25 protein-coding genes are annotated in these 25067 nt (G+C 57.9%); 5 read left to right on the forward strand and 20 right to left on the reverse strand.

From position 1 onward, the window contains the following. Positions 1-99 precede the first annotated feature (99 nt). The 20 genes from QRN55_RS17410 to dnaN form a co-directional block, all read right to left on the reverse strand. Positions 100-774 carry a 2'-5' RNA ligase family protein gene (locus QRN55_RS17410; protein ID WP_284777655.1) on the reverse strand — a complete coding sequence of 225 codons (675 nt, stop codon included), beginning with the start codon at positions 772-774 and terminating at the stop codon, positions 100-102. Positions 775-881: 107 nt separating this feature from the next. Beyond that, positions 882-2459, reverse strand: a complete 1578-nt coding sequence (gene guaA / locus QRN55_RS17415) for a glutamine-hydrolyzing GMP synthase (RefSeq protein WP_284777656.1) — start codon at positions 2457-2459, stop codon at positions 882-884. Between the two features lie 84 nt (positions 2460-2543). Further along, on the reverse strand, positions 2544-3182 hold the full coding sequence (locus QRN55_RS17420; RefSeq protein WP_284777657.1) for a 5'-methylthioadenosine/S-adenosylhomocysteine nucleosidase: 639 nt from the start codon (positions 3180-3182) through the stop codon (positions 2544-2546). Next, the gene (locus tag QRN55_RS17425; RefSeq protein ID WP_045230016.1) at positions 3179-3628 is read right to left on the reverse strand and encodes a PaaI family thioesterase; all 450 of its coding nucleotides are present in this window, start codon (positions 3626-3628) and stop codon (positions 3179-3181) included. Before QRN55_RS17425 ends, QRN55_RS17420 begins: the two co-directional genes overlap by 4 nt. Before the next feature lie 72 nt (positions 3629-3700). After that, positions 3701-4153, reverse strand: a complete 453-nt coding sequence (locus QRN55_RS17430) for a TspO/MBR family protein (RefSeq protein ID WP_284777850.1) — start codon at positions 4151-4153, stop codon at positions 3701-3703. Between the two features lie 50 nt (positions 4154-4203). Next, a complete protein-coding gene (locus QRN55_RS17435; RefSeq protein ID WP_284777658.1) occupies positions 4204-5295 on the reverse strand; it encodes a DUF1513 domain-containing protein in 1092 nt (363 codons plus the stop codon). A gap of 3 nt (positions 5296-5298) precedes the next feature. After that, positions 5299-6420: an imelysin family protein gene (locus tag QRN55_RS17440; protein WP_284777659.1), complete on the reverse strand. Its 1122-nt coding sequence runs from the start codon at positions 6418-6420 to the stop codon at positions 5299-5301. Further along, positions 6420-7856, reverse strand: coding sequence for a di-heme oxidoreductase family protein (locus tag QRN55_RS17445; protein ID WP_284777660.1), 1437 nt, complete (start codon positions 7854-7856; stop codon positions 6420-6422). Before QRN55_RS17445 ends, QRN55_RS17440 begins: the two co-directional genes overlap by 1 nt. A gap of 435 nt (positions 7857-8291) precedes the next feature. Continuing rightward, on the reverse strand, positions 8292-9569 hold the full coding sequence (locus tag QRN55_RS17450; protein ID WP_284777661.1) for an imelysin family protein: 1278 nt from the start codon (positions 9567-9569) through the stop codon (positions 8292-8294). Between the two features lie 182 nt (positions 9570-9751). Then, positions 9752-11041 carry an RsmB/NOP family class I SAM-dependent RNA methyltransferase gene (locus QRN55_RS17455; RefSeq protein ID WP_284777662.1) on the reverse strand — a complete coding sequence of 430 codons (1290 nt, stop codon included), beginning with the start codon at positions 11039-11041 and terminating at the stop codon, positions 9752-9754. A 101-nt stretch (positions 11042-11142) separates the two neighbouring features. Beyond that, positions 11143-11511 (reverse strand): septal ring lytic transglycosylase RlpA family protein, encoded by a 369-nt coding sequence (locus QRN55_RS17460; protein WP_111839987.1) that lies wholly within the window; start codon positions 11509-11511, stop codon positions 11143-11145. A 408-nt stretch (positions 11512-11919) separates the two neighbouring features. Then, positions 11920-12798 carry an SDR family oxidoreductase gene (locus QRN55_RS17465; RefSeq protein WP_284777663.1) on the reverse strand — a complete coding sequence of 293 codons (879 nt, stop codon included), beginning with the start codon at positions 12796-12798 and terminating at the stop codon, positions 11920-11922. Next, complete coding sequence (queG, locus tag QRN55_RS17470) at positions 12799-13947, reverse strand: tRNA epoxyqueuosine(34) reductase QueG (RefSeq protein ID WP_284777851.1); 1149 nt, start codon at positions 13945-13947, stop codon at positions 12799-12801. Between the two features lie 87 nt (positions 13948-14034). After that, on the reverse strand, positions 14035-14727 hold the full coding sequence (locus QRN55_RS17475) for a glutathione S-transferase family protein (protein ID WP_112497758.1): 693 nt from the start codon (positions 14725-14727) through the stop codon (positions 14035-14037). A gap of 671 nt (positions 14728-15398) precedes the next feature. After that, a complete protein-coding gene (locus QRN55_RS17480) occupies positions 15399-16379 on the reverse strand; it encodes a complex I NDUFA9 subunit family protein (RefSeq protein WP_284777664.1) in 981 nt (326 codons plus the stop codon). Positions 16380-16497: 118 nt separating this feature from the next. Beyond that, a complete protein-coding gene (locus QRN55_RS17485) occupies positions 16498-16785 on the reverse strand; it encodes a DUF1330 domain-containing protein (RefSeq protein ID WP_233122432.1) in 288 nt (95 codons plus the stop codon). Between the two features lie 10 nt (positions 16786-16795). After that, complete coding sequence (gene pyrF, locus QRN55_RS17490; RefSeq protein ID WP_284777665.1) at positions 16796-17488, reverse strand: orotidine-5'-phosphate decarboxylase; 693 nt, start codon at positions 17486-17488, stop codon at positions 16796-16798. Beyond that, positions 17485-18075, reverse strand: a complete 591-nt coding sequence (locus QRN55_RS17495; protein ID WP_284777666.1) for a histidine phosphatase family protein — start codon at positions 18073-18075, stop codon at positions 17485-17487. Before QRN55_RS17495 ends, pyrF begins: the two co-directional genes overlap by 4 nt. 14 nt (positions 18076-18089) lie before the next feature. Further along, on the reverse strand, positions 18090-18683 hold the full coding sequence (pmtA, locus tag QRN55_RS17500) for a phospholipid N-methyltransferase PmtA (protein ID WP_284777667.1): 594 nt from the start codon (positions 18681-18683) through the stop codon (positions 18090-18092). Between the two features lie 185 nt (positions 18684-18868). Continuing rightward, positions 18869-19987: a DNA polymerase III subunit beta gene (dnaN, locus tag QRN55_RS17505; RefSeq protein ID WP_111839993.1), complete on the reverse strand. Its 1119-nt coding sequence runs from the start codon at positions 19985-19987 to the stop codon at positions 18869-18871. 255 nt (positions 19988-20242) lie between these two features. On the opposite strand from dnaN, the gene rsmI reads away from it, so the two are divergent. From rsmI to ugpE, 5 genes are all read left to right on the forward strand, one after another. Beyond that, positions 20243-21181, forward strand: a complete 939-nt coding sequence (gene rsmI / locus QRN55_RS17510; protein ID WP_502871346.1) for a 16S rRNA (cytidine(1402)-2'-O)-methyltransferase — start codon at positions 20243-20245, stop codon at positions 21179-21181. After that, positions 21171-21539 (forward strand): YraN family protein, encoded by a 369-nt coding sequence (locus tag QRN55_RS17515; protein ID WP_233122429.1) that lies wholly within the window; start codon positions 21171-21173, stop codon positions 21537-21539. Before rsmI ends, QRN55_RS17515 begins: the two co-directional genes overlap by 11 nt. Before the next feature lie 146 nt (positions 21540-21685). Further along, a complete protein-coding gene (locus QRN55_RS17520) occupies positions 21686-22984 on the forward strand; it encodes an extracellular solute-binding protein (protein ID WP_112497765.1) in 1299 nt (432 codons plus the stop codon). Positions 22985-23235: 251 nt separating this feature from the next. Beyond that, positions 23236-24207, forward strand: a complete 972-nt coding sequence (locus QRN55_RS17525) for an ABC transporter permease subunit (protein WP_284777668.1) — start codon at positions 23236-23238, stop codon at positions 24205-24207. A gap of 12 nt (positions 24208-24219) precedes the next feature. Next, the gene (ugpE, locus tag QRN55_RS17530; protein WP_112497766.1) at positions 24220-25062 is read left to right on the forward strand and encodes a sn-glycerol-3-phosphate ABC transporter permease UgpE; all 843 of its coding nucleotides are present in this window, start codon (positions 24220-24222) and stop codon (positions 25060-25062) included. Positions 25063-25067 lie beyond the last annotated feature (5 nt).

Below are 25067 nucleotides of genomic sequence, written 5' to 3' on the forward strand. Positions count from 1 at the left end.
ACGCCTTTTGTGGTGGACTTGCGTACCTGAATTGGTACTTCGCATGTCGCCCATGTCCTGTGCATGGACGTAAACCTGCATATCTCGGATTTTCATAGATTATTGCCACTGCGTGAATTTCATTTGTTCGGCAATGGCCCGATAGTCACGGCTATCAGCCCGTAAGGGCCACCGTCCGCATCGTTCATGCAGGGCGTCGCCATAGTGACTGAAGACGAGTTCAAAGTCGCTTACAGTCCAGCCATATGCTTTCGATACAGGCATCGTCTCTATCTCCCCACATCCGTAAATGATTGTCACATGCGGCGTGAAAGCGCTTTGGCATATGTGAGGCACATTGTGTGAGCGCAACCTCGTTTGCAGCATTTTCATGAGGCACGTCATCTCAGGAACCTCGGACGCACTCTTCAAAGCAAGACTCTTGCGATTTCCGAAGTGAGCTACCGTGTCCAGGGTCATAGGGATTGGTCGCGCAGAAAAATCTTGTAGCGCTGCGGCAAGGCGCGCAATCAGCCTGTCGGGACGGGACTGAAATGCGCCAACACAGAGCAAGCTGAGATGTAGGAGTTCGGCAGGATAAGCGCTCCGCGTCGTCCGGCCCAGAGCATGTCTCTCAGCGTCGCGGAAAATTGTCTCAGAAAGCGCGCCGGGTGGTTTTGTCATCAGCAACAATTTGCTGAGTCGCTGCCGGTCGTGGCCCGTCACGGGATGAGGCGCAAGCCAGTCAAAAGACAGTTGCCGCAGCTGATCCGCTGATGCTGCACTATCGCCCATGGTGATGCTCCCTGGCCTCATGCCAAGGCCAGAAAGCTACCATCAATCAACAAAGATAAAAAGAACAAAATGAGAACATATAGACGGAGATAAAAACCCGCCTTTTGTTATTCCCACTCGATCGTACCCGGTGGCTTGCTCGTTACATCATAGACCACGCGGTTGATGCCCTTGACTTCGTTGATGATACGGGTCGCCGTGCGGCCAAGGAAGTTCATGTCGTAGGGATAGAAATCCGCCGTCATGCCGTCTACGGAGGTCACGGCGCGCAACGCGCAGACGAAGTCATAGGTGCGGTAATCGCCCATGACGCCCACGGTCTGTACCGGCAGCAGTACGGCAAAGGCCTGCCAGATGATGTCGTAGAGACCGGCCTTGCGGATTTCGTCCAGATAGATCGCGTCTGCCTTGCGCAGAATATCGAGCTTTTCGCGCGTCACCACGCCGGGGCAGCGGATGGCGAGGCCCGGACCGGGGAACGGGTGGCGACCGATGAAGCTTTCGGGAAGACCGAGTTCACGGCCCAGCACGCGCACTTCGTCCTTGAACAGCTCGCGCAGCGGCTCCACCAGCTTCATGTTCATGCGCTCTGGAAGACCGCCGACATTGTGGTGGCTCTTGATGGTGACGGATGGACCACCGGAGAAGGACACGCTTTCGATGACGTCGGGGTACAGCGTACCCTGCGCCAGAAATGCCGGTGCGCCCTTGCCGTCGGATGCGATCTTGGCAGCTTCAGCCTCGAAGGTTTCGATGAACAGGCGACCGATGGTTTTGCGCTTGACTTCCGGGTCGGAAACGCCAGCCAGTTCCGTCAGGAACAGGTCGGACGCATCCACATGAACCAGCGGAATGTTGTAGTGGTCGCGGAACATGGTCACGACCTGCTCGCTCTCGGCCAGACGCATCATGCCGTGGTCGACATAGATGCAGGTCAGCTGATCGCCGATGGCTTCGTGAATAAGAACCGCGGCCACGGAGGAATCGACACCGCCGGATAGGCCACAAATGACGCGCTCGGTGCCCACCTGCTCGCGGATCTTGCGGATCATTTCGGCGCGGTAGGCAGCCATGGTCCAGTCGGATTTCAGGCCAACGATCTTGTGCACGAAGTTGGACAGAAGCTTCGCACCATCAGGCGTATGCATCACTTCGGGATGGAACATCGTGGTGTAGTAGCGGCGCTCTTCATCGACGGCGATGGCAAAGGGCGCGTTCTCGGAGGTCGCGGCGACTTCGAAACCGTGCGGCAATTGCGTCACGCGGTCGCCATGGCTCATCCACACCGGGTAACGTCCACCCAGTTCCCAGAAACCGTCGAATAGCGGGCTTGCCTTCTTGATCTCGATATCGGCGCGACCGAATTCGGCCGCATGCCCGCCCTCAACCGTGCCGCCCAACTGGGTGCACAGCGTCTGCTGGCCATAGCAAATGCCGAGGATAGGAATGCCGGAATCAAACACCGCCTGCGGTGCGCGCGGGCTGCCCTCTGCCGTCACCGATGCCGGGCCGCCGGAGAAGATGACGCCTTTGGGTGCCAGCTTCTCGAATGCCTCTGCGGCATTCTGGAACGGGTGGATTTCGCAATAGACTCCGGCTTCGCGAACACGGCGCGCAATAAGCTGCGTCACCTGGCTGCCGAAATCGATGATGAGGATGCTGTCGGGATGGGCTATCTGGGTCATGGCGAGCCTTTAAAGAAATCCGGGGCTTTAGGCAACCCGTGACATGGCCTGAAAAGCCAGAAAATAAGCGGTTGCGCAAGAGATTTAGAGTGGAATGCTGCCGTCTTCTATCGCGCAACACAGCCTGTCCACAGCGTCGGCCAGCTTCTCGTCGATCACATGCAGATACTCCGTCCAGTCGGAAATATGGCTCACATCCGCCTTTCCGTCCGAGATTCCACGGAGCCCGATAAGCGGAATGTCAAAGCGCTGGCAGGCGCGCAATAACGCAAACGTTTCCATCTCAACCATGTCGGCGTCCACCCCATCATAGGCAGCACCTGACACCACATTGGCGCCGGTGGAAAGCCGAGCTTTCGCCACGCCGGGAATGAGCAGCGGCAGGGAAACTTCGGCGGGCAAATCGAGGAACGGCGTGCAGCCCTTCTCGAAACCGAAGGCGGAAGCGTCCATATCGCGGTAGGAGACGGAGGTGGCCTGATAGACCTCCGCCTGTTCCAGCACACGAGACCCGGCAGAACCGAGAGAGATGACAAGATGGGGAAGACTGCCCTTGGCTTTAAGCTCAGCCAGTGCCGCCGTCAGCGAGACAGCCGCTTCCACAGGGCCGACACCCGTCATAAGCGGCTTGAAGCGGGCTTTCAGATGCAGGCCATATTCGGCGTCCGCTGCCATGACGAACAGCAGGCGCTTGCCCGCCACATCCACAGTCTCATAACTCATTCATCAAACCCTTCGCGGCCTTTCATCACCATCATCGTGCCGGTCATGGAGGCGATCAGTTTGGCCGGACCATCCGACAGCGCATAGGCGCGACCGTCTGCGACGATGATATTGCTGCCCGGCTTGGTGATTTCACCGCGAAACAGAAATCGCTCGCCCCGCCCCGGCGACATCAGGTTTACTTTGAACTCGATGGTCAGCAGCGATGTCTCTGGCTCTATGATCGTATAGGCGGCATAAGTGCAGGCGGTATCCAGCGCTGCAGCAATGACGCCCGCATGCAGAATGCCGTGCTGCTGGGTGAGTTTGGGGTGAAACGGCAGCTCGATTTCCACCAGCCGGTGCTCGATGCGCGAAATCTCGGCGTTGATGGCCTGAACGACGCCCTGACGTGCAAAGCTCTTGCTTATCCGCTGGCGATAATCGCCGGGATCGGTGAAATCCATTCCCCTGCCTTTCCTTGTTTCAGATTGAAAACATGGCGTGTGGATGACCACAAGGCAAGGGCGCAAGGTTCGCTAATTGAGATAAACAATGCTGGCGTTCAGCAGCGTGGCGAAGGCGACCCACACCGCATAGGGCACGAAGAGCCACATCGAAATGCGATCACGCGTTGACGTCATGATGATGAAGGCGATGACGCAGATTAGCATCGGCACGATGAGAATGAGCGCACCGACGGGGCTCTGCATCGTAAAGAAAATCGGCGACCACATGAAGTTCAGCAGCATCTGGCTGCCCCACAGCTGCATGCGCCCGCCCATGCGACTTTGCAGCCATGTGCGCGCACCGGCAATGGCGATCATGATGTAGAGCGCGGTCCAGACTGGGCCAAAAATCCAGTTGGGCGGGTTGAAGAATGGTTTGTTAAGCGATTGATACCATTCACCGGGCACATTATTCATGCCAATCAGCGCCCCGATGGTGACGACGACGAAGACAAAAATGAGATAGACCAGCGCTTTTTTCATAGGCATGAAATGCACAGACGTTCCTTCTGTTCCGGTGTTATTTTAGCAATTTATCCGGCAAGCCGGACGATATGCTGATCCCATGCTACAGGACTGATTTTCGCTCCGAATTGCCCGTCATAGGACGAGGTGACAACGCCCTTTTCGGCAGCGGCAACACCCGCCGCTTCACGAAGCGTCGTTTCGCCAACAACCGTGCCGTTTTGCTCGTCCAGCATTACGGTGGAATTGCCATTCGGAGAGGTGATCCCGACGATACCATCGCGCCGGTTGACGGCGATAGCGCCGACATAATTGGCCAGCCGCGTCGTCGTTTCCTCCGGCAATTCAATGAAGCGCAGATCGTCGCCCTTGGAAAAATACCCCACCAGCGGCGGCAATTCGTTGCGCGGTCCCTCATATTGGCAGGCAAACCAGATGCGCCCGTCGTTGCCGAGATCAACATGCCGGGTGGACAATTGGCTGAGATCTTTTGCAAGGCCGTGTTTCTGGATCAACCGCCCCGTGGCCGCATCCAGCAGCACCAGAGAAGGCTGCATCGCATCGAGGTTCAGTTTCGTACGACCGAAATCCGGGTGGGTCTCGATACCGCCATTGGCGATGATGATCATCCGCCCGTCGTCGCTCACCGTCATGTCGTGCGTGCCGATGCCCCGCGCGTCATATTCGCCGATGCGCGTAAAGCCGTCGCGGGCATCGTAGAGGCCGATCACACCGCGATTGCGGTCGAAGTCGTTTTCGCTGGCATAGAGGATCGAGCCATCGGGTGAAAACTGTCCGTGGCCGTAGAAATGCCGGTTCTCCGGCGTGTGCATGACGATGGGTTCGCGGCGTTTCGCCGGGTCGAAGGCCATGAAGAAGGTGCCGGGCCTGCGCGCAAAGGCAACCGTAACCCCGGTTGCGCGGCTGGTCGCCATGCCGTGGGCGCGGGCAGGCAGCACCATCCGGTCGATGATCTCGCCCGCTTCGCTCACCGTTGCCACACCATAAGCGCCATCGCGGTCGCGGAACGCCGATGCGAAGACCGCATCCGTCCGCTCCAGCGCGTAAAGCGAACGCGGCGCAAGCGACGCCAGAAACGGCAATCCCGCCGCCTTGATAAAGGCGCGCCGGTCGATCAGCAGCCGTTTGTCGCGCGCCACCGTTCAATCCCCGTCCGCAAAGGAAAAGCCGGAACTGAGGCCGATAGCGCCACCATATTGGTCGTTGATGCGGTAGATCAGATCCTTGCCGTTCAGCAGCAGATAATCCACCTTGGCGCGCTCCTTGTCGTCGCCAAGCGCTTTTTCCACATCGGGTTGAATAGTACCGGATACGCGAACCATGGATTTGGCAATGAAATCGATGGAGCCGATGATGGAGCGCTGGTCGGGCGGCAGGAGATCGCTCATGCCAGCCTTGTGCAACAAACCCTGTACCGCGGACACATTGTCGCCAATGCTCTTCCATGTCAGGCCGGAGCGCCAGTAGATCGCGGTGCGCGGAAATTTGGCATTGTCCGGGCCCTTGTAGAAGGTTTCGATGCGCTGGTCGCGAATGGCTTCGGAGCCATGCACCAAGATGCCCAGCAGTGCCACAAGCGCCTCGCGCTCGTCACGAAACACCGGATTGTCTGGTCCCGGTTCCTTCCAGTTCTTCGCGGTCCCGTCAGGCGCATCCCACAGATCGGAAAGCTCGGTGCCGATATTGGCGATATTGCCCGCAATGGCTGCGCCGTACCGGCAACGGAAACTGTTTTTCTCAACCGTCACATCATCGGAACCAGTGCCATAAAGCACATATTCCAGCGCACTCAAGCCCTGTGCGGCAACGCTTTTCGCCCGCAATCCCTGCGGCGTCGTCACGGTCTCGTCCTTGTCCGAAAGGTATTTTTGCACCTGTTTCAGCCCAAGACCCTTTTTGTCAGGATAGTACAGCACCCGCTCGAACCGGTTCTGCTCGATGACGGGACCGACGCGGACGATCTCGATACCCGACCATGCGTGGGTCGCATCCACAAAACCCGCTTTTGCCTCGGCCATCGTCTCTGCGGAAGGGGCAGCGCACAGCGCCTGCATCTTGTCCGTCAGCGCCTTGGCGCTATCGCGAAACCCGTCATAGCCGGGGCGGATGAAGCCATCCACGGCCTTTTCCATCACGCTGCGCACTTTCACCGGGTCGAGCGGCGGTGGCGGCATCAGTTCCACATCCTGCGCCAGTGCCGTGCCGAAGCTCATCAGAAAGGCGAGCGGCAGAAGGGCATGAAATTTTCGCATCGCGTTTTCCATCAAAGAGACTCCAGAAATGTCAGCAAAGCCTGCCGGTCGGACTTTTGCAAGGCAGCAAAAGCATCGCGTGCTTTTTGCGCCTCGCCGCCATGCCACAAGATCGCTTCGGTCAGGCTGCGCGCCCGCCCATCATGCAGATAAAAACCATTACCATTCACGGCTTGCGTCAACCCGATGGCCCAGAGCGGTTGGGTACGCCAGTCGCGTCCACCGGCCTCGCCCACCTGCTGACCATCCGCCAAGCCATCGCCCATATCGTGCAGCAGAAAATCGGAATACGGCCATATCAGTTGGAAGGAATGCAGCGGGTCGTTGGCATCGCGCTTCGTCACGAATTTCGGCATGTGACAGGATGCACATCCCGCCGCGTAGAATTGCTGCTTACCACGCAGAACTTGGGGGTCATCGACATTGCGGCGCGCCGGCACGGCCAGATTTTCGGTGTAGAACGTCATCAGATCAAGCACGGGAGAAGGCGCTTCCACATCGCCCAGCCGCTTCTGCACACCGGTCGGCATGGCCAGACAGTCGGTCTGCTTGTCCGTGCAGTCGCCAAAGGCGTTTGGCGCATCCGGTGAGGAAATGCCGATATCGTGAGACAGCGCGCTCGCCGCCTGATCCCGCACGCTGGCATTCTGCGCCTTCCAGCCGAACCGACCGATCTTCAGCGCGCCATTGCGGTGGTCGCGCACCCATGCCGGTCTGCCGCCGTCAGGCCTGGCATTGGCCAGAATATCCTCATCCGCAATGGCCTCGATGAGGCCCAGACCCAGCGTCGGCTGGGCGATGCGCGGGGACAGTGTCGTATCAGGCTCCAGCGCCCCGTCATTCAGCTCGTCTATGTAGTAGGTCGGCTTGCGGAGCGATACGGTTTCGCCATCGCCTAGCGTCACCGGCTGCTCCTCGTATGAAACGGCAAGCTTGCCCTCGGCTCTCAGGCCGGGCACCGCAAGGTTCTGAAGCTGCCCGCCATAGGTCGCGTCGGGAAAATTCAGCACATCATGGTCAGCGACTGCCTTCATCTCGTCAGGCGTACGGGCGGGGCGGGCAAGGCGCAAAAACATCGACACTGCATCCTCATCACCGACCGGTGGACGCCCACGCCTGTCCTTGATGTGGCAGGTCTGACAAGACCGCGCATTGTAAAGCGGCCCCAACCCGTCAGACGCCTGCGTCGAGGATGGCGAAGACACCCACAGCTTTTGAAACAGCGCATTGCCCAGCTTGAAATCATGGCCGCGCTCGAAACTCATATTGGCGGATGGTTGCGAGAAGGGATCGGTTGTGGCCGTCGTGGTTGCCGCTCCCGCAGAAAGGGCTTCGGATGGTTCGGCCTTGGAGAAATCGGTAGCAGGGCGTGTGATTTGCTGGACGCGGATCAGGTCTTGGGCGGAGAGATCGTTGCGAGTGGTGGTTTCGGCTCCGGTGTCGCCCAATACACTATGGTGCGCTTGGCTTACCCCCCTCTGTCCTGCCGGACACCTCCCCCACAGGTGGGGAGATTGGCAAGTGGCGACCTCTCGGACATCTTCAACGTCGCGGATCAAGCGGAGAGCGTGAGACTGGCCGATCTCCCTCCTTGTGGGGGAGATGTCCGGCAGGACAGAGGGGGGTGAGCCAAGCGCACTGTCGTAGGTTATGGCGATACTGCTCGCTGCCAAGATAAACAGAAGACAGAAAAGGCGTCGTTGCCGCAAATGTCTCATGAAACCTTACACATCGGGTTTGGTGGGAGCGGTTGCCCCACTGTCATGCCAGTTTCCGGCCTGAATGATGGAGGTAAACCGCGTGCGTCGCAAAATGATTTGCCTGCAAATAGTCTGGCAATAGTGAGCAGGCCGCATTTCACTCACGCGGCCTGCAAAAACGTCTTACTTGAACACAGCGTTCGGGCTATCCAGGCTGTCGGAACCTTCCAGCTGAATCTTGCCCAGATCAAGTGCTGCAATCACGCGTTCAATGGTCTTGGTCTGGTCCAGAAGTCCGTCGATGGCGGCCTGCACAACGGCATTACCGTCCTTGTTACCCTCGGCAATCATCTGGTCATAGGCTTCCACGGTCTGGCCGCGCTTTTCCATGGCATGCATGGCGTCCAGCGTCTTGTTCAGCTTGGCCTTCATTTCCGCATCCAGCGCCTTGTCACTGGCAGCGACGAGTTCCGAGAGCGAAGGGCCGGTCAGCTTCTTGCCGTCTACCGTCGTGTATTCACCGCTATAGGCAGCGGCGATGCCGATGGCGTCGTTGAGGTGCGAGTTATAGGTGTTGTCGGAGAAGCAATCATGCTCTTCTTCGGGATCATGCAGCAAAAGGCCGAGCTTCATGCGCTCGCCTGCCAACTCGCCATAGGAGAGAGAGCCCATGCCGGTCAGAATGGCGGTCAGGCCCTTTTTCGGATCGGCTTCCACGGACTTTGCCGCTTCGCCATCCGGCGCCCAGTTATCGGTCATTTCCTTGAGGTCAGCCACCAACAACGTGGAGGCAGCCTTGAGGTAATCGGCACGGCGGTCGCAATTGCCACCCGTGCAATTCTTGGCGTCGTAGTCGGTGTAAGGGCGGTTGCCCGCACCCGGTCCGGTGCCATTCAAATCCTGGCCCCACAGCAGAAACTCGATGGCGTGGTAACCGGTGGTGACGTTGGCTTCCACTTCGCCCGCTTCCGCAAGGCTCTGGATCAGCTCTGGCGTGATCTTGGAGGCGTCCACCTCTTCACCGCTAACCTTGATCTTTTTGTTGGCGATGATGTTGGCAGTGTAAAGCTCGTTCTCGTCGCTTTCGGTGCCATAGGAACCATCGACATAGTCGATCAGGCCTTCATCCAGCGGCCAGGCGTTGACCTTGCCTTCCCACTCATCGACGATCGGGTTGCCGAAGCGGTAGACTTCCGTCTGCTGATAGGGAACGCGGGCCTTGATCCAAGCTTCGCGCGCAGCTTTCAGAGTGGCTTCGCTGGGCGTGGCGATCAGGGCATCGATGGCTTTATCCAGTGTCTGTGCGGTCGTCAGCGCATCCTGATATTTTGCACGACCAAGCTCCGCATAATGCTTGACCACGGCCGCCGGATCGGTCGCAGCCCGAGTTGGAAGGGCGGTAAAGGTCGCGGAGGCGGCCAGAAGCGCAAGACTTGCGCCAAAAACGGTTTTGCGGAACATGCTCTCTCCTATCGGCCATCTCGTAACGAAGCCGTGAAGGCGAGTTCTGAACCAATCACAAACTTGTGTCAAATATTCTAGTTTAGAAGTTTTCCAACCAGACTGCCGGATTTTGATTTTGGTCAAATCCGGCAGTTCACAAGGGTTGTGACAAGTTTCAGATAAGCGTTTGGCGGCGCCAATCAGGCCTTGCGCTTCATGGCGCAGAAGAAGAACCCATCGGTATCCGTCGTCGCCGGTGTCAGCGTCAGTGTCTCGCCATCCGCCGAATGGGGTTTGACGGCATCTGCACCAAACAGACCGGTCCAGCGGTCTAGGGCCGAGCGGATGGAAAATTCGGGATTGTCGGCGCAGAAGCGGCGCACTTGACGTTCGTTTTCCTCTGGTAGCACGGAACACGTGACGTAGACGAGCTCACCGCCCGGGCGCACGTAAAGCTTGGCTTGATCCAGCGCCTGAGCCTGCTGTTCCACCCGTTCTTCGAGATTGCGTTCGTTCAACCGCCACTTCGTATCCGGTCGGCGTCGCCATGTCCCGGTGCCTGTGCAGGGGGCATCCACCAGTACGCGGTCGAACTTGCCCTGATAGCGCTCCAGTGCATCCGCGCGGTCGTGCACCTGCACATTGCGGGTGCCTGCCCGCTTCAGGCGTTCGATAATGGGGGCCAGACGCTTGCGGTCGGCATCGAAGGCGTGAACCTGCCCCTTGTTATTCATGGTCGCGGCCATCGCCAGCGTCTTGCCGCCACCGCCTGCGCAATAATCGAGAATCTGCTCACCTTCCTGCGCACCGGCCAGATCAGCCACAATCTGCGATCCCTCGTCCTGCACCTCAAACCATCCCTTCTGGAAAGACAGCTCTGCGGTGACATTGGGTAGACGCGATGGGCCTTCACCGGCGGCAATGCGCACGCCGTGGCGGGCAAGACGGGTCGCCTCTGCCTTGGCGTCTTCCAGTGCCTTGATGACCTTGGTGCGGTTGGCTTTCAACGTGTTGGCGCGCAGATCCAGCGTTGGGCGCTCGTTCAGCGCCTTTGCCTGCCGCAGCCAGTCCTCGCCGAAGGTCGCCTCGAACGAGGCCTGCACCCATTCAGGAATGTCGCCCTGCACATGGGCGGGCGCATCGTCGAGCGAGCGGGATGCAAAGGCAGACAGTGCTGCGTCGCTCAGCGGCTCTGGCGCAAACTTGTCGCCATCGAACTCGGCTGTCAATTGCTCCGGTGTTTTGCCCCACTGCCGCAGCATGACCGCATAGCCCAGCGCGTTCGCGCTATCGTCATCCATCAGCCAAGCATGGGAGAGTTTCATGCGCAGGGCATCGTAAACGATGTTGCCGATGGCAGCCCTATCGCCGGAACCGGCAAAACGATGCGCCAGTCCCCAGTCCTTCAGTGCGTCGGCGACGGGGCGTCTGCGCGCCTCGATATCCGCCAACACTTCGATAGCCCCGGCCAAACGTCCGCCCAAACGCATTTTCTACCTCATTCACAATGTGTCCGGGTTGGTAGACGCGAATGGTGGCAAGGGCAAGCCTTCACCAAGAATTCCCTAAAAAACGCTCTCAGGGAGTCGGATTAGTTGGATGCCATGATCTCGTAGCAGACCTTGGCCGTGCCGGAACTGACCATGCCGATGTTCTTGGCGGCTGCCTTGGACAAATCGAGCACACGTCCCTTGATGAACGGGCCACGGTCGTTGATGCGAACGACGACGGCCTTGCCGTTGCGTGCATTCGTGACTTTCACCTTAGTGCCGAAGCGCAAGGAGCGATGCGCGGCCGTCAGGTTGGAAGGATTCATCCGCTCACCCGAAGCCGTCTTGGAGGTCAGTGCATACCAGGATGCGCCGCCGCAGCCGGTACCGGCATTTGCCTGAAGTGGAGCGATGATGGAACAGGCAGCTATAGTTGCAGCCGCGATAGTTATGCGTCGGATATTCGTCAAACTGTGCTTCCCTGATACTCGGCTCGATCCCCGTAGACTGGGCCGATAAACTTTAGGCAAATGAATTGCGATGAGTGTAGGGCGAGCGAAAAATGGCAAAAAATGGCCAAGAGCTAATCACGAAGTGTTACAGACTGTAATATTCGTGATGAGAAACTCGTCTGTGAATTTTGATAGCCTTCGATGGATTCAGAAAAAATTTATTTAGAATCAACAATTAGCGGGAATAGCGTTGCATGGAGTTGTCAACTTCGGTCCAATCACGAATTCGTAGTGAAATAATTTTCCAAAGCATGAAAATTTTAGCCAATTTGCCCCTTAACAATTAGTTAAATCGGCGAAAATGCGATTAAAATATTCTCCAGAAGTGCCCTTGGATGGATTTTCCATCGCATCGAATATGAACGGTTATTCATCTCGCCAGAGGCCGTCCTGCCACAATTCCCGCAGCGAATGACGGTAGTCTGGGTAAGCGAAATCGAAACCCATCTCGCGCAACTTGCCATTCGAGACCCGCTTGTTCTCGCCATAGAAGGAACGGGCCATAGGGCTGAGCTCGGCCGTTTGAAAGTCCTGCTCGTCCGGTGGCTCCACGCCCATCATGTCGGCAGCGAAGGTAACGACATCCTGTGGCGGTGCGGGCTCGTCATCCGTCACGTTGAAAATGCCGCTGGCATGGGCGTCAATCAGGAACGCCGTCGCGCTGCCAATGTCCTCGACGCGGATGCGGTTGAACACCTGATCCTTCTTGATCAGACGCCGCGCCGTACCCTTTTCAAGATTGACGAAACCATTGCGGCCCGGGCCGTAAATGCCGGAGAGACGCAGCACACATAGTGGCACATCAGCATCCCGCGCTGCCGCCACCCAAGCCTCCTCCGCTTCCACACGCTCACGCGAGCGGGCCGAGACCGGGCGGCATGGCGTTTCCTCGTCCACCCAGGCACCGTCATGGTTTCCATAGACGCCAACGGTCGAAAGATAGGCCGTCCATTGCAGTTTAGGCATCAGGGCTTTCAGATCGCCTTGGCACAGGCGCAGAAAAGGATCGCCCGATGTGCCGGGTGCGATGGATTGCACGAGGTGCGTCAAGCTGCGCAACTCCGTCCGCAATTCGTCGTTCAACGTCTCACCATCGAAAATGAAGGGGGCGATAGCCAGACATTGCAGGGTGGAGATATTGAGCTCGCTGCGGGTCGTACCGGAGACCCTGTCGATCTTGCCTTGAAGCGCCCTGGCAATAGCCTTGCCGGAATACCCAGCGCCCAAAATCATCAGATGCGACATCTAAACTCCTGCCATGCTCCACTCGTCCAGCACGTCCGAATCGTCTTCGGGCATGCGGCCTTCAGCGTAGGCATTGAAGTCTGGCCTGTCCATCAATCTTGACAGCGCCCACACCGCCATGCCCCGCACATCCGGCGATGCGTCCTGCGCAAGTATCTGGCATTGCTGAATGAATTCTGGGTTACCAGAGTTTCCCGCTGCCATCAGGACGTTACGCACGAACCGGTTTCGACCGATGCGCTTGACAGGCGATCCACTGAAAAACGTGCGAAACGCCGCATCATCAAGCGTCAGAAGAAAGGCAATATCCGGCTTCTTCAGATCATCGCGGGCCTGCAATTTCATCTCGGACGCGCTTGCCGCGAACTTGTTCCACGGACAGGCGGCAAGACAGTCGTCGCAGCCATAAATACGGTTGCCGATCATCTGTCGGAACTCGTGGGGTATTGGTCCCTTGTGCTCGATCGTGAGGTAGGAAATGCAGCGGCGCGCATCCAGCTTGTAAGGTGCTGGAAAAGCATCTGTCGGGCAGGCATCGAGACAGGCCCGGCAGGAGCCACAATGGTCGCGCTCCGCCTCGTCGAGACAGAGGTCAGCCGTGGTGAACATGCTGCCTAAAAACAGCCAGGAGCCATGGCTGCGGCTGACGAGGTTGGTGTGTTTGCCCTGCCAGCCCAGCCCGGCGGCTTCCGCCAGCGGCTTTTCCATCACCGGCGCGGTATCCACGAAGACCTTCACGTCTTCACCCGCGAGCGCCGCAAAGCGGGTGGCGATTTCCTTCAGCCGTCCCTTGATCACGTCGTGATAATCGCGGTTGCGGGCGTAAACCGAAATTGCCGCTTTGTCGGGCTTGTTCAAAATGCTGCGTGGGTCTTCTTCCGGGCCGTAATTCAACCCGAACATCACGACGGACCGAACGTCGCCCCATAGGGTCTTCGGATCAGCCCGACGTGCCTCCGTCTCCTCCATCCAACCCATCGTGCCGTGATAACCGCTATCGAGGAATTCGCGCAGCCGTTCGGGCGCCAGCGGAATGCTGTCGGGAGATGTTATGCGACAGAGATCGAAGCCGAGCGACGCCGCCTCCGCACGAACGAAGTCCGTCAGCTTGCGGGCTTTCAGCTCCTGCTTTGCCTGTGCCGTGTCGATGCCTACTCTCCTGATGTGAAGCGCAGGCAAGCCGCACCGTGCATCATTATATATGAAGCCTGTAGATATTGAATTCGCGCGCCAGACTTAAAAATCCAGATCCGCGTAGTGCGAGGAGGGCGCAAGGCGCGGCACGCGCTCGGCCAGCAGTGGCCGGAAGGATGGCCGCGATTTCATCCGCTGGTACCACTCCTTGGCAATGGGTGCTTCCAGCCAGTTGATCTCGCCGAGATAGTCGAGGATCGAGACGGAGGCTGCTGCGGCAAGGTCGGCATAGCTCAACCGTTCGCCCGCAAGCCAGGTGCGGGAACCGGCCAGCCATTCCAGATACTTCATGTGCTGGTGCACGTTGGAGCGCGCGGTGCGCAACAGCTTGCTGTCTGGCGGGCCTCCGCCCTGGGCCGTGGACATTTGCAGCTTGTAGGCACGCTCACGCACAAGCGGGCGAGTCACGTCGGTTTCCATCTTCTGCAAAAACCACTCCGTCAGGCGACGGATTTCCGCGCGCTGAAACGGGTCTTCGGCCAGCAGACGCCTGTCCCGTTTCAGCACACCGTGAGTCTCGTCCAGAAACTCAGCCAGAACATAGGGGCCGCAGAGAGAGCGCATGTTGTCATCGAGATAGACCGGCAGCGTTCCCGCCGGGTTCAGTGCCAGAAACTCGCGTCTCTTTTCCCATGGCTGCTCTTCGACCAGATCGGCCTGAAAACCATACTCGGTCAGGATCAGCCGAACGAAACGGGAAGCCGTCGACATCGAGGAATGATAGAGAGTTGGCATCGGCACTCAATTTTTTTGGATTCAAGGAATGGATTGTCTTTTATCGCCACGTGGCGTGGAAAGCTGGCGCTGTCCAGAAACTATAAGTTCAGCTTTTTTAAGACATGTTTAACGATGGCGCTTATGCAACGGCACTTTCGCCGTCCCATGCCGGGTCTGGACCCATGAAAAAAGCGCCGTCGTGGGAGCGATGGCGCTTTTAGAAAATCCGGCAACACGCTCTGTGTTTGAGAGATCAGTTTGCCGAGATTGAGCTCGTTGCGCATGGATCGACGCCGTATGCAGGCGAACAACCGGTCTTGCCAGCTGCCACCGTACCGGGTGCCATGAACGAACCTGCCAGAACAACCAACGCCGCACACGCAAAAAAGAGTGCGATAGACCTGCCCATTTGATACTTGCCTTTCAGACGATGAACGAAACGGCTTCAAGCCGTAGCGCTTTGATTGTTAGGTTGGGGAATGTGTGTTGGATGTGGCGTTTATCAATAAAGCAGCTTGCTGAACACCGGGTTAATGCGAACTCTTGTCCACAGTTGCCCTTGTGCCACGCTCAGTGCCGAGAAATACAATTTTCATGATGTGCCCCCACATGACGATGCAAAGTAACGACGTATGCCGCTACTCGTTGGGGGCTCAACGCACGAGCTTCAGATTGGTTGCAATCTTTTTTCAGGCAGCCTTGCCGGCATTGCTGAACTGGCCGTTCGTGCGATAGCTCACCAGATAGGATGGCAGAACGGAAGCGACCCGAACAGGCGTAATGCCAAGGCCATCCAGCGTCAGACCGGCGCTTTCCGCGTCGCTGGAAACGACATTGTCGGTCTTCAGCATCGTCACCTGATCAGACGTCAAAGGTGGCGTCACCAGCGGGATGAGAGATGCGATCTTACCCATCAGCGAGGCAATGCCGAAGGGCAGGTTGACCAGCGGGCGCTGGCGATAGGTTGCAGCCAGAACCGCCTCGAGACAGTCGCGGAACGTCATCACGTCCTGACCGCCGAGTTCATAGGTCGCGCCAGCCTTCAAAGCACCATCGACGCTGCGAGCAACGACTTCGGCCACATCTTCTACATAAACGGGCTGGAACTTGGTGTGACCGCCGCCGATCAACGGCAGGAACGGCAGGCGTTGCGCCATGCCCGCAAATTTGTTGAAGAAATCGTCTTCCGGTCCAAACACGATGGAGGGACGCAGGATGACGGCGTCCGGCAACACAGAACGAATGGCGGCTTCAGCACGGCCCTTGGTGCGGGCATAGCCGACCGAGGAATTGGCGTCAGCGCCGATTGCAGAAATATGCGTCAGCGTCGCACCAGCATTCTTGGCAGCTTCGGCCACGGCGCGGGCACCAAATTCCTGCACGGCGTCGAATGTATTGCGACCGCTTTCGAAAAGAATGCCGACGCAATTGACCACATGGTCGGCGCCCTCGACGGCCTTGTTGACCGAATCCTTATAACGCAGGTTGGCCTGCGCAAAGGAAATCTGCCCGACATTGCCCAGCGGCTGCAAAAAGCCAGCCAGATCAGGACGGCGAACGGCGACGCGAATGCGGTAGCCGCGCTTAGCCAGAAAACGCACCACATGCCGTCCGACGAAGCCCGAACCGCCAAAAACGGTGACGAGAGGGGGAAGGTTGGCCAAAGGCATGGGAGGCTCCTGCGAAGCGTTGAATATAGCGTTTCCGTCTCTTAGCTCAAAGCCGATGCAACGGGAAGAGAGAACCGCATTCGCATTGAAAGTCCCATGACTACAGAGCCGATGACGGTCAAGCGCCCTCGACGATCATGAGGTCGCTATCGGCGGTTTCCTTGCGAATTTTCAGCGCAGCCTGATACTCTTCGGAGTGATAGCAATCCAGCGCATGCTGTACTGAAGGAAACTCGATCACGACATTGCGTGCGCGCCCTTGCCCTTCAAGCTGCGTCACCGCACCGCCGCGTGCCAGAAAATTTGCGCCAAACCGCTCGAAGGCAGGCTTTGCTGTGGAAACATAGTCTTTATAGCGTTTCGCGTCATTCACATCCACGCGGGCAATCCAGTAACCCTTGGCCATCGTTTTCTCCTTAAAGCGCCTGTGTCATTTCATCCAGAATGGCGCGCGCAGCCGCCTTGGGGTTGGCAGCCTTCACAATAGGGCGGCCCACAACGAGGTGGCTCGAACCGGCTTTAATGGCGTCGAATGGCGTCATTACCCGCTTCTGGTCGCCCGCATCGCCACCCTTCGGGCGAATGCCGGGGGTTACGACAGCCATATCGGAGCCGACAATATCGCGAACCGCAGCGGATTCTTCAGCCGAGCAGACGATACCGCCCATGCCTGCGTCCCTCGCCTGTTGCGCCCGCTTCAGCACCAGCGAACGTGCGTCGCCCGCATATCCTGCTTCGATCAGATCGGCATCGTCCATCGAGGTCAGAACGGTTACACCCAGAAGCGTCAGTCCCGAGCCTTCCGCCGCCTTCACCGCCGCGCGCATGGCTTTGGGATAGGCGTGCAGCGTCAGCATGGTCATGCCCATCTTGGCAATGTTTTCCACGCCGGATGCGACGGTGTTGTCGATGTCGAGAAGCTTCATGTCGAGGAAGATTTTCTTGCCGCTTTCAGCAAGGTCACGGGCAAATTCAAGGCCGCCTGCAAAGGCCAGCTGGTGGCCGATCTTGTAGAACAGGACGTCGTCGCCAAGGGCGTTGACGATTGCCTCGGCCTCGGCCACGGTTGGAAGATCAAGCCCGACAATCAGGCGTTCACGTGCAGTCATAGTGTCATCCCCTGCCACTGTTCCATCGCCGTCCAGTCGCATGTGAGACTGCGGTCTGCAAGAGAAAAACAGAAGATATTGCCACCACCCAGCGGCTGGTCGCCGCGACGGGTGATGACGTCGTGTTCGAGGTATGATTTCAGCAGAGTTCCGACGGCGCCGTGGCCGATGAAGGCAATCGGCTCCGCCGGATCGTGGCTGGCGAGCACGGCTTCGATAGCGCCGACAATCCGCATCTGCGCGTCCGCTGCCGTTTCCCAACCCTTGTAGCTTGCCTGCGGGTTGGCGAAGAACCAGTCTGCGGCGCGCTCGAACTCATCGGGCGGCAAAAACCCGGTCGCGCTACGGTCATTCTCGTGCATGTTGGCGGCGGTTTCGACCTCGACACCGCCCGCCCTAGCGAAGATCCGCGCCGTTTCCACCGCCTTTTTCTCGCTGCTCGAAACGATACGCCGCAACGCTTTGGCCCAGCGAACGGCTGCCGCCCTTCGGACGCGCTGTGCTCCGATGTCGGAAAGCGACCAGTCCGGAACCGGCACATCGGCCTCGATCCGGACCTGCGGATGGGTAATGTAAAGCGCGTACATACACGAAGCCTAACTCAGGCCCGTGTAAAGGTCCACAGCTGGGCCGGTGGAATGTTGCGCACCACGAAGTCGAAGTGCCGGATGTGGTAGAGATGCGGTTGGGCGACGATGGGCGAGACCGGGCCATAGGAAATCTGAATGACCGGGCGGCCATGGGGCACGCGTTTCAGAAGTTCGTCCAGCAGCGAAATCCGCGCCGCCATCGGGAAATTCAGCATGGGCACTGCGGAGATCACGCAATCGAACATCTGGGCTTTCTGCGCACCAAGTGTCGTGTCCAGATCGAAGGCATCGCCATTGATGAAGTTGACGCCGGGATAGCTGCGCAGCAGCTGCTGATAGAAATCAGTCGAATACTCGATGGCCGTGATATTTTCAGGTTTCACGCCGCGTCCGAGGATCGCCTTGGTGATGCAGCCCGTGCCCGGTCCCAGTTCCAGCACGGGAAGGCCCGATTGCGGGGTGATGACACTCGCCATGCGCCGCGCGGTTACGCCAGAGGTCGGAACGATGGCGCCCACCTTTTTCGGCTGGTTCACCATTCCCTTGAAGAAACGGATTTCTTCTTCGAATTTTCTGCCGAAGCGCTCTTTCAGGCTCAGTCCCATAAGGGTCCCCCTTTGATTATGCGCGACAACATTTGCGGAAACTATGGCGATATGTTGTCGCCTTGTCGTAAAGACAATGGAAAATGTCGCAGCGAGGAAATCTTAACGAAAGTGAAAAAAACCGCAAACAAAAACGCCGGTGAGAAGGCTCACCGGCGTCGAATTTATTTCCAGCAGAGTTGGTGCTAGACGCGCATTGGCATCAGAACATAGAGCGCATCATCGCCTGCGGTGTCGCGAACCAGTGTCGGAGAGCCGGAATCGGCCAACAGGAAGATCGCATCTTCGCCGGACAGCTGAGCTGTAATATCCAGCAGATACTTGGCGTTAAAGCCTATTTCCATGCCGTCATGCTCGTAGCCCACAGCGACCTCTTCGGTAGCACTACCCGAATCCGGGTTATTGACGGTCAGCGTCAACTGCCCTTCGGTAATCGCCAGCTTCACCGCACGACCGCGCTCAGACGAAATCGTCGATACACGGTCCACGGCCTTGGCGAAGGTCTGGCAATCGACGCGCATTTCCTTGTCGTTGCCGGTCGGGATCACGCGCTGGTAATCGGGGAAGGTGCCGTCGATCAGCTTGGAGGTCAAAACGATGTCGCCGATTGCGATGCGGATCTTGGCGTCGGACACCTCGACCGTCACTTCCACCTCGGGATTGTCCACCAGCTTCTGCAACTCGCCAACGGTCTTGCGCGGAATGATGATGCCCGGCATGCCTTCGGAACCCGAGGGCGCCTTGACATCGGCGCGGGCCAGACGGTGACCGTCGGTGGCGACGGCGCGCAGCTTCAGGTCGTTGTCGCTTTCGATGGTGTGGAAGAAAATGCCGTTCAGATAATAACGCGTCTCTTCGGTCGAAATCGCAAACTGGGTGCGGTCGATCAGCATCTTCAGGTCGGCAGCCTTGAGCTTGAAGCTGTGGCTGAAGGTGCCCGCCGTCAGGTCGGGGAAATCTGTTTCCGGCAGGCACTGCAGCGAAAACTTGGAGCGGCCCGAGGTCACCGTCATCGACGAGCCATCAGGATTGGTCGCCAGAAGTACTTCCGAACCATCCGGCAGCTTGCGCACGATTTCATAGAGAAGATGCGCAGGAACGGTGGTCGAACCGGCCTGTTCGACCATGGCTGGTGTCGCCTCGGTAATTTCGAGATCGAGGTCGGTCGCCTTCATGTCCAGCTTGGCGTCGGATGCGCGCAGCAGCACGTTGGACAGAATGGGGATGGTGTTGCGCCGTTCCACCACGCGATGAACGTGGTTCAGCGATTTCAGAAGGTTCGACCGCTCGAGAGTAATACGCATGGACACTACCGCTTTCAACCGTTGCAACCCGTATCATCCGGGTAGCCAAGATAGTCTTCTCCAGCTTGGGGGCCGGATAATGTGGACGGGCAAAATGGCAGAGTTCCCAAGGAAAATGCAAGAGGCCATGCCGCCTCATTCCCTTATTTCCACGCAATACAACACGGTCCACAGCCCGGCGTGCCATAACTGCCCTTGTTCATGGGCGTTGTCTTGCCCATAAAGGCCTTGAATAGACATGACGGGAATGAAGCAGTGACAGATGAAGCACCTGTTGGTGAAAATGGCGAAGGCCCTGATGGCAACGGACGCGGCTTCAAGGTTGGCGGACATACCATACCGGCCCGGCCGATAGAGGCAGCACTTTATCTGGTGGCGACACCCATCGGCAACCTTGGCGATATTACCGTTCGCGCGTTGGAAACGCTGGCGTCTGCCGATGTGCTCGCCTGCGAGGACACGCGCGTCACCCGCATTCTGCTCGACCGTTATGGCATCCGCAACCGCCCCTATTCCTATCACGAACACAATGCCGAAGAGGCTGGGCCAAAGCTTATTGCCGCGCTGGACGCCGGAAAATCCGTGGCGCTGGTTTCGGATGCCGGAACTCCGCTCGTCTCCGATCCTGGCTATCGGTTGGGCCAGATGGCGCTGGAAGCGGGCCACCGCGTGGTGCCGATCCCCGGCGCATCTGCACCGCTCGCCGCACTCGTCGGCTCTGGAATGCCGAGCGACGCTTTCATGTTTGCAGGCTTTCTGCCGGTCAAGGACAAGGGCAAACGCGACCGCTTCTCCGAACTGTCGAAGATACCGGCAACTATGATGTTCTTCGAATCCCCGCACCGCATCTGCGCCACCATCAAGGTCGCCTCCGAAGTGCTGGGGCCAAACCGCCGTGCCGTCGTCTGCCGGGAACTGACGAAAACCTTCGAAGAGTTCCGCCGTGGCACGCTGGCTGAACTAGCCGACTATTATGATGAAGACCGCATCGTCAAAGGCGAGATCGTGCTGCTCATAGAGCCGCCTTCCTATGACGAGATTCCCGATATGGAAGATGTTGAAAAGCTGTTGAGAGACCTCGTCTCCACCATGCCCGCCGCCAAGGCAGCGGCAGAGGCAGCAAAGCTCACCGGTCTGCCGCGCAAGGAACTCTATCAGCGCCTGCTGGATATGAAGGGCAGCGATGGCGGCTGAGGGGCGAACGGGGCAAAGACGCAAGGCCGAAAGGCGCGGCCATGCTGCGGAATATTGGGCCGCCCTCTATCTCATCTTCAAGGGCTACCGCATCCTTGCCCTACGCCACCGAACAAAGCTCGGCGAGATCGACCTCATCGTCCGCAAGAGGGACGTGATCGCCTTCATCGAGGTCAAGGCCCGTGCCTCTGAAACCGGTGCCGTCGACGCGGTTAGTTACGCCTCACAAAAACGCATCCGCGCTGCCGCCGATCTCTGGCTGTCGCGTCGCCGGGATGCAGCAACGCTATCCCTACGCTTCGATATCGTCGCCGTTCTACCGCGCCGCCTACCAAAACATTTCATAGATGCATTTTAGGGTTGCGGCGCGGCGCCATCCTTGTCTTTTTGAGCGGTCTAATCGGTTTAACCTGTAATAAATCTGCCATAAAACTGTAAACGGCCCGTCACGGAAGGGGCCTATTCGCATCCTCACCCAAACAAGGGCGGTAAAGGATCGAAACCATGATCAAGAAATTTTCCATGGCCGCAATGGCCATCACGTTTTCGGCGACGTCTTCCATGGCGGCGACCAACATCACCTGGTGGCACGGCATGGGCGGCCGCAACGGCGAAGTCATCAATGAAGTTTCCCAGAAGTTCAACGCCGCTCAGAGCGCGTGCGCGATAACGCCGGTTTCCAAGGGTACCTATGAAGAAGCGCTGGCCAGCGGCATCGCTGCCTTCCGCTCTGGCGATCAGCCGAACATTCTTCAGGTTTTCGATGCCGGTGCTGCCACCATCATCAACGCCAAGGGCGCTGTCATTCCTGCTGAAGACATCATCACCAAGGCCGGCTACAAATTCGACCGCGAAGCTTTCATCCCAGGCGTGCGCAGCTTCTTCGCTGCCGCTGATGGCAAGTTCGTCGGTATGCCGTTCAATTCTTCCGCCCCTATCATGTATTTCAACACCGAAGCCCTGAAAAAGGCTGGCGTTGAAGCACCAAAGACCTGGGAAGAATTCGAAGCCGCAGCCCCGAAGCTGAAGGAAGCCGGTTTCATTCCGCTTGTTCAGACGCAGCTGACATGGGAATTCACCGAGAACTTCTTCTCGCGCAACAACCTCCAGTTCGCCACCAACAACAATGGTTACGACAGCGTTGTCGACACCAAGCTCAAGGTCACCGACCCGAACCTCGTCATGATGTTCGACAAGCTGAAGTCCTGGAAGGATCAGGGCTATTTTGCTTATTACGGTGCAGGCTGGAACGATAACCAGAAGCCTTTCGAAGAAAACAAGGTCGCACTCTGGATCGGTTCTTCCGGCTCCTTCGGTGGCCTGCAGAAGACTGCACAGATGCCGTTCTCGGCAACGTTCCTTCCTTACTGGGGCTCCATCAAGGGCGCTGGCACCAACTCCTTCATCGGCGGCGCTGCCCTGTTTGCCATGTCCGGCAAGCCGGAAGCAGAAAACAAGTGCGTTGCAGACTTCTTCCAGTTCCTGACATCGCCTGAAATCCAGAAGTTCTACCACCAGGCCACCGGTTACGTCGCCATCACACAGGCTGCATACGAGCTGACAAAGAAGGAAGGCTACTACGAAAAGCAGCCGGTTGCCGAAGTCGGCATCAAGCAGCTTTCCCTTCCAGGCGGCGAATGGTCTAAGGGCTACCGCCTCGGCTTCTACCCACAGATCCGCACTGTGATGGAACGTGAATACGGCCGCATCTTCTCTGGCGAAGTACAGCCAAAGGAAGCCCTCGAGATCATCGAGAAGGAAGGCAACGAACTGCTGGCCCGCTTTGCCAAGACCGCTGGCTGATACGTGAAAATAGGCGGACCTCTCCTCTTTATGAGGAGAGGTCCGTGAACTGTTTACAGGCGTGCCTCACATTCTGTCGTCATGCTCGGGCTTGTCCCGGGCATCTACCCACGTAGCGGCTGTCGCAACGGGAATGGATCCTCGGCACAAGGCCGAGGATGACGCCGTGAAGAGGCGGACGTCCTGCCTCAATCCACGGACCTTTCTTCGAGACTGAAATCAAGGTCCATAACACACAAAGGTTTGCGCGCGTGGCCTATACCTCGTCCCAGCCGGGTCTCGTCCGACCCATTCCCGGCAACGCCGCCAAGGCGAAGAAGCCTATCGCGATGGCGGAACCAGCAAAACGGGTGCAATTCTCCGCATCCCCGCTGCCCTACCTGTTAATTGCACCGCAGCTCATCGTCATTTTCGTATTCTTCTACTGGCCGTCGGTACAGGCGGTGCAGTCGTCCTTTTATATCGAAGACCCTTTCGGCTTCGGCTCCACCTTTGTCGGGCTGGCCAACTACACCGACGTCCTGTTCAGCGCCGAATATCTCAACATTGCCAAGTTCACCGTGCTGTTCACCACGCTGGTCACGATATTTTCGTTGGCGCTCGGCCTGCTGCTGGCGGTCAAAGCGGATGCGATCATCAGGGGCAGCGCGGCCTATAAGACGATATTGATTTCGGTCTATGCCATTGCACCACCGGTGGCGGGCCTTATCGGCATGATGTTTTTCGATCAGCATATCGGCCCCTTCGTCAAGATGGCCGCCTTCCTCGGCTGGCACATGCAGGTCGGCGTCAATTATTTCGACACCGCCTTTGCCATGATCTTCGTGTCTGTCTGGAAGCAAATCCCCTATAATTTCATCTTCTTCCTGTCGGGCCTGCAAAGCGTGCCCGTCTCGGTCCGCGAAGCCGCCTTCATTGATTGCCGCAACGGCTTTCGCCGATTCTGGACGGTCATCATGCCGCTGCTGGCACCCACTGCCTTCTTCTTGCTCATCATCAACATCACCTATGCTCTGTTCGATACCTTCGCGGTCATCGACGTGATGGTGAAGGACAAGGCCGCCAACAACCCGATTACCCTTGTCTACAAGGTCTATCTGGACGGCTTCCGCGGCAACGATATCGGTGGCTCCTCGGCGCAATCGGTCATTCTGATGATCGTCGTCTTCGTGCTCACGGTCATTCAGTTCCGTTTCCTCGAAAAACGCATCCATTACGGTTGAGGGATATCCGATATGTACAAGACAAAACCCCTCGATCATCTGATCCTCATCATCGGTTCGCTGTTTCTGATCATGCCGGTCCTCGTGGCCTTCATGACATCGACCCACACGGCAGCCCAGATTCACATGAATGGGCTGACCCTTTTGCCGGGCGACAATTTCGTCGGCACCTATGAAAAGGTCCTGACCCAAAAAGGTGGGTTCACCGGTCAGATCACCGGCCTGAACATGGTCATAAACTCGCTGATCCTCGGCATCGGCTTTGCCGTTGGCAAGATCGTGCTGTCGATGCTGGCGGCCTACGCCATCGTCTATTTCCGCTTTCGTTTTGCGACGTTCGCGTTCTGGATCATCTTCACCACCCTGCTTCTGCCGCTCGAAGTGCGCATCATGCCGTCCTATGAGGTCATGAGCAAACTCGGGCTTTTGAACTCCTATACCGGCCTCATCGTGCCGCTTCTGGCCTCGGCCACTGGGACTTTCTATTTCCGCCAGTTCTTCAAGGCCGTGCCAGATGAAATTCTGGAGGCCGCCCGTATCGATGGCGCAGGCCCTGTGAAGTTCTTCATCGATATTCTCCTGCCCCTGTCACGCACCATGATGGCCGCCATCTTCATCATCATGTTCGTCTATGGCTGGAACCAGTATCTGTGGCCCATGCTGATGACCAATGATGAGAGCTTCTTCACCATCATGCGTGGCATCAAGTCGATCCTGCAAGTCTGGGTTGGCTCGCAAATCCCCGATTATAACGAAGCCTTCGCGCTCGCCGTTCTGGCCATGCTGCCGCCTGTGTTGATCGTCGTGATCTTCCAGAGCTGGTTCATCAAGGGCCTTACTGAAAGCGACAAATAAAGGAT

This window comes from Agrobacterium sp. lyk4-40-TYG-31, assembly GCF_030209855.1.
GTDB classification, from domain to species: Bacteria; Pseudomonadota; Alphaproteobacteria; order Rhizobiales; family Rhizobiaceae; genus Agrobacterium; species Agrobacterium vaccinii.

Bases quoted from the DNA above. Each gene is read 5' to 3' on its own strand.
- ugpE (WP_112497766.1), top strand. From the start codon at position 24,220: ATGTACAAGACAAAACCCCTCGATCATCTGATCCTCATCATCGGTTCG.
- QRN55_RS17515 (WP_233122429.1), top strand. From the start codon at position 21,171: ATGGCGGCTGAGGGGCGAACGGGGCAAAGACGCAAGGCCGAAAGGCGC.
- QRN55_RS17430 (WP_284777850.1), bottom strand. From the start codon at position 4,153: ATGAAAAAAGCGCTGGTCTATCTCATTTTTGTCTTCGTCGTCGTCACC.
- QRN55_RS17485 (WP_233122432.1), bottom strand. From the start codon at position 16,785: ATGGCCAAGGGTTACTGGATTGCCCGCGTGGATGTGAATGACGCGAAA.
- QRN55_RS17410 (WP_284777655.1), bottom strand. From the start codon at position 774: ATGGGCGATAGTGCAGCATCAGCGGATCAGCTGCGGCAACTGTCTTTT.
- QRN55_RS17440 (WP_284777659.1), bottom strand. From the start codon at position 6,420: ATGGAAAACGCGATGCGAAAATTTCATGCCCTTCTGCCGCTCGCCTTT.
- QRN55_RS17520 (WP_112497765.1), top strand. From the start codon at position 21,686: ATGATCAAGAAATTTTCCATGGCCGCAATGGCCATCACGTTTTCGGCG.
- QRN55_RS17465 (WP_284777663.1), bottom strand. From the start codon at position 12,798: ATGTCGCATCTGATGATTTTGGGCGCTGGGTATTCCGGCAAGGCTATT.
- QRN55_RS17450 (WP_284777661.1), bottom strand. From the start codon at position 9,569: ATGTTCCGCAAAACCGTTTTTGGCGCAAGTCTTGCGCTTCTGGCCGCC.
- QRN55_RS17495 (WP_284777666.1), bottom strand. From the start codon at position 18,075: ATGTACGCGCTTTACATTACCCATCCGCAGGTCCGGATCGAGGCCGAT.
- pmtA (WP_284777667.1), bottom strand. From the start codon at position 18,683: ATGGGACTGAGCCTGAAAGAGCGCTTCGGCAGAAAATTCGAAGAAGAA.
- QRN55_RS17475 (WP_112497758.1), bottom strand. From the start codon at position 14,727: ATGCCAACTCTCTATCATTCCTCGATGTCGACGGCTTCCCGTTTCGTT.
- dnaN (WP_111839993.1), bottom strand. From the start codon at position 19,987: ATGCGTATTACTCTCGAGCGGTCGAACCTTCTGAAATCGCTGAACCAC.
- pyrF (WP_284777665.1), bottom strand. From the start codon at position 17,488: ATGACTGCACGTGAACGCCTGATTGTCGGGCTTGATCTTCCAACCGTG.
- guaA (WP_284777656.1), bottom strand. From the start codon at position 2,459: ATGACCCAGATAGCCCATCCCGACAGCATCCTCATCATCGATTTCGGC.
- QRN55_RS17420 (WP_284777657.1), bottom strand. From the start codon at position 3,182: ATGAGTTATGAGACTGTGGATGTGGCGGGCAAGCGCCTGCTGTTCGTC.
- QRN55_RS17480 (WP_284777664.1), bottom strand. From the start codon at position 16,379: ATGCCTTTGGCCAACCTTCCCCCTCTCGTCACCGTTTTTGGCGGTTCG.
- QRN55_RS17425 (WP_045230016.1), bottom strand. From the start codon at position 3,628: ATGGATTTCACCGATCCCGGCGATTATCGCCAGCGGATAAGCAAGAGC.
- QRN55_RS17455 (WP_284777662.1), bottom strand. From the start codon at position 11,041: ATGCGTTTGGGCGGACGTTTGGCCGGGGCTATCGAAGTGTTGGCGGAT.